The sequence below is a fragment of the Streptomyces kebangsaanensis genome (genome assembly GCF_001906585.1).
Taxonomy (GTDB): domain Bacteria; phylum Actinomycetota; class Actinomycetes; order Streptomycetales; family Streptomycetaceae; genus Streptomyces; species Streptomyces kebangsaanensis.
On sequence record NZ_JUJA01000041.1, the window covers coordinates 1 to 3,934 of the forward strand.

4 protein-coding genes are annotated in these 3,934 nt (G+C 68.1%); 1 reads left to right on the plus strand and 3 read right to left on the minus strand.

From position 1 onward, the window contains the following. Positions 1–12: 12 nt before the first annotated feature. Positions 13–812 (minus strand): IS5 family transposase gene (locus RH94_RS38590; RefSeq protein ID WP_199880877.1). Its coding sequence is split into 2 segments (ribosomal slippage): positions 13–473 and positions 473–812, totalling 801 coding nucleotides; the frame shifts between segments, so codons are not numbered across the junction. Positions 813–1,001: 189 nt separating this feature from the next. On the opposite strand from RH94_RS38590, the gene RH94_RS05955 reads away from it, so the two are divergent. After that, entirely contained in the window at positions 1,002–1,538 is a 537-nt protein-coding gene (locus RH94_RS05955; protein ID WP_073946611.1) for a hypothetical protein, read from the plus strand. Here RH94_RS05955 and RH94_RS05960 read toward each other — a convergent pair. Further along, complete coding sequence (locus tag RH94_RS05960; protein ID WP_073946610.1) at positions 1,495–2,286, minus strand: IS5 family transposase; 792 nt, start codon at positions 2,284–2,286, stop codon at positions 1,495–1,497. The two genes, RH94_RS05955 and RH94_RS05960, sit on opposite strands and share 44 nt — an antisense overlap. A 379-nt stretch (positions 2,287–2,665) precedes the next feature. Continuing rightward, positions 2,666–3,850, minus strand: coding sequence for a quinolinate synthase NadA (gene nadA, locus RH94_RS05965; protein WP_073946612.1), 1,185 nt, complete (start codon positions 3,848–3,850; stop codon positions 2,666–2,668). Positions 3,851–3,934 lie beyond the last annotated feature (84 nt).

A 3,934-nucleotide genomic window follows, 5' to 3' on the forward strand; every position in this document is an offset into this window, starting at 1 on the left:
TTAGAAGGCATCTCATTTGGCGAGTCTGCGGTAGCAGATGAGGGTGCAGGCGATGCTGGTGAAGGCCAGGAAGTGCTCTGCCTTGCGCTCGTAGCGGCGGTGCAGACGGCGGCAGCCGGCGAGCCAGGACATGGTGCGCTCGATGGTCCAGCGGTGCCGCCCGAGCCGCTGCGAGGTCTCGACGCCCTTGCGGGCGATGCGGTGCCGGATGCCCCGCCGGGACAGCCATTTCCGCAGGTGCGCGTAGTCGTATCCCTTGTCGGCATGGAGCTTGCCGGGCCTGCGCCGGCGGGGGCCTCGGCGGGACCGGATCGGCGGTATGCCCTTCACCAGCGGCATCAGGGCCTGGCTGTCGTGGACGTTGGCACCGGAGATTCCGACGGACAGGGGCAGACCGGTCCGCTCGGTGATCAAGTGGATCTTCGACCCGTACTTGCCTCGGTCGACAGGATTCGGGCCTGTCAGGTCCCCCTTTTCATCGCCCGCATGTTCACCGAGTCGATCGCGCACCTCGACCAGTCCAGCTCGCCGCGGGAGCCGAGTTCATCCAGGACCAGGCGGTGCAGCTTGGCCCACACCCGGGCCTTGGTCCACTCGGTGAACCGGCGGTGCGCCGTCGCGCCGGACGGCCCGAACGATGCGGCCGGCAGCTGCTGCCACGTGCAGCCCGACGTCGCCACGAACACGATCGCGGCCAGCACCTCGCGGTCACCGTGCCGCCGCCGGCCACCGCCCTGAGGCCGCGTCGGCGCCTCCGGCACCACGCGCTGGAACAGCTCCCACAACTCATCCGGCACCAGCCGCTCAACGATCCCCACCACGGCCGACAGCCTACCCAGCCAAATGAGATGACCTCTTAGGGACGTACATCTAAGAAGTACATCTCTAAGAAGCTGTTGTCTTTCCGAGCTTGAGGACAGCGTTCTGCCTGGTCGGGCATAGGGGTGGCGGTTCCGTGGGAGTGGTGGCGTGTCGTGTCGTTGCCCTTCGGGAGGTTGCGGATGCCGTCGGTCGTCGGACTGCTGGAACAGCACGAGCTCGCCGCCCGCCGTCGAGTCGACGGGCTGCGGGAGGAGGCCGACCGCATCCAGGCCGAGCTCGCTGCGGCCGAGCTGGAGTGGCAGGAGTGGGCGATCGCCCGCAGGCGGGTCGATACGGTGCTGGCCCCGGACAGCAGCGAAATCGCCGACACGGAGATCACTCCGGACCAGCGGGATGCGGATGCTCAGCTGGAGCCTCGGGATGCGGCGAAGCCGAAGTCGCAGGTGCCGGTGTGGCGTGAGGGGTTGCCTTGGTCGGTGCTGTCGGTGGACTACCAGCGCATTCTCACCGCGCTCGCGGACCGGGCCCGGCTCGGTCGAGGACCGCTGACCTGCCAGGAGATGGCCGCAGGGTTCGGCATGGACGTGGTGCCGGCGCGGGTGGAAGCACTGCGGTCGAAGGCGAAACGCCTGGTCGCGCGCGGCTGGCTGGCCGAGCGGCAGCCGGGCCAGTTCACGCTGACTGCGGGTGTGGCCGGGCCAGACGGCGCGTCATGAGCAGGGTCATCGACCAGTAGATCATCGCTTCGGCGCTGGTCGTGCGGCGTTCGAAGTCGCGTGCCAGGCGGCGGGTGCGCATCAGGTGGGCGAAGAACCGCTCGACGATCCACCGCTTGGGCAGCACCACGAAGCCGCGCATGTCGTCGCTGCGTTTTACGATCGCCAAGATCAGCGCGAGCCTGGCCAGGCAATACTCGATGAGGCTGCCGGTGTAGCCGCCGTCGGCCCAAATGAGGGCGAGGCGGTGGTGCGAGTCGGCCACCTGCTTCAGCAGGACGTGGGCGGCGGCCCGGTCGCCGGTGTCCGCGGCGGTGACCATCACGCCCAACAGCAGACCGAGAGTGTCGACTACGACGTGCCGCTTGCGCCCGTTGATCAGCTTGCCGCCGTCGAAGCCGCGGCTGTCGGCGCCGACGACGGCGTCCGCCTTGACGGACTGCGAGTCGATCACCCCCGCACCCGGCTCCGCATCGCGGTCCAGCCTCTCGCGCACCCGGCCGCGCAGCCGGTCGTGGAACTCCTTGACCATGCCGTGGTCGCGCCAGCGGCGGAAGAACGCGTAGACCCGGTCCCACGGCGGGAAGTCAGCGGGCATCGCTCGCCACTTGATGCCGTTGTCGACCATGTAACGGATCGCATCGAGTATTGCCCGGTGGCAGTACGCCTCCGGCCGGCCGCCCCGGCCGCGCATCCAGCCAGGCACTGGCAGCAACGGCCGGATGACCGCCCACTCCGCGTCCGTCATGTCCGTCGGATAACGCGGCTGCCGGGACCCGTTGTCGGCGGCGTTTCCGAACCGGTGAGCCAGGCAGTCACACTCCAGCGTGACCGAACTGGACTGCCCGGCCATCGACACGGAACACTGCGGCACCAGGGCCTCCTGATGTTGCTCGGTGATTCGACACCAACGAGCTGTTCAGGAGGCCCTGCTCGTATGCGTCGAGCACCCCGCGACCACCCAATCGAGACTCCCGTTCGATCAACAAACCCCAAGATCGGTACGACAACAGCTACTAAGAATGTCAGCGCTTTTTTGAAGACACGGGTGGGTGCCGTCCTCCTACAGGGGAATGCCCCGGCCGTCGTGGGACGGCCGGGGCACCCCTGCACAGTCGGCGTCGGCGTTACGGCAGCGCCAGCATCCGCTCCAGGGCCAGCTTCGCGTAGCCCTCCGTCTCCTTGTCCACCTCGATGCGGTTGACCAGGTTGCCCTCGGCCAGGGACTCCAGGGCCCAGACCAGGTGGGGGAGGTCGATGCGGTTCATGGTCGAGCAGAAGCAGACCGTCTTGTCGAGGAAGACGACCTCCTTGCCCTCGGGGGCGAAACGGTTCGCCAGGCGGCGGACCAGGTTCAGCTCCGTGCCGATGGCCCACTTGGAGCCGGCCGGGGCGGCCTCCAGGGCCTTGATGATGTACTCGGTCGAGCCGACGTAGTCCGCCGCGGCCACCACCTCGTGCTTGCACTCGGGGTGGACCAGGACGTTCACGCCCGGGATGCGCTCGCGGACGTCGTTCACCGAGTCCAGGCTGAAGCGGCCGTGCACCGAGCAGTGGCCCCGCCACAGGATCATCTTCGCGGCGCGCAGCTCCTCGGCGGTCAGGCCGCCGTTCGGCCTGTGCGGGTTGTAGACGACGCAGTCGTCCAGGGACAGGCCCATGTCCCGCACCGCCGTGTTCCGGCCCAGGTGCTGGTCGGGCAGGAACAGCACCTTCTCGCCCTGCTGGAAGGCCCATTCGAGGGCCCGCTTCGCGTTCGACGAGGTGCAGATGGTGCCGCCGTGCTTGCCCGTGAAGGCCTTGATGTCGGCCGAGGAGTTCATGTACGACACCGGCACGACCTGCTCGGCGATACCCGCCTCGGTCAGCACGTCCCAGCACTCCGCGACCTGCTCGGCCGTGGCCATGTCGGCCATGGAGCAGCCGGCCGCCAGGTCCGGCAGGACCACCTTCTGCGCATCGGTCGTCAGGATGTCCGCGGACTCTGCCATGAAGTGCACGCCGCAGAACACGATGTACTCGGCTTCCGGGCGCGCTGCCGCGTCCCGCGCCAGCTTGAAGGAGTCACCCGTGACGTCGGCGAACTGGATGACCTCGTCGCGCTGGTAGTGGTGGCCGAGCACGAAGACCTTGTCTCCGAGCTTCTCCTTGGCCACGCGGGCGCGCTCCACCAGGTCCGGGTCGGACGGGGAGGGCAGGTCACCGGGGCACTCGACGCCGCGCTCGCTCTTGGGGTCGGCCTCGCGGCCGAGCAGCAGCAGGGCGAGCGGCGTCGGCTGGACGTCGAGGTCCTGGGTCTGGGCGGTGGTCACGACACGCACCCTTTCTACTTTTCGTCGAACTGACGCTATTCATCATAGCGGCTTCGTGTCACTTTGACGATGGTCATAGTGTCG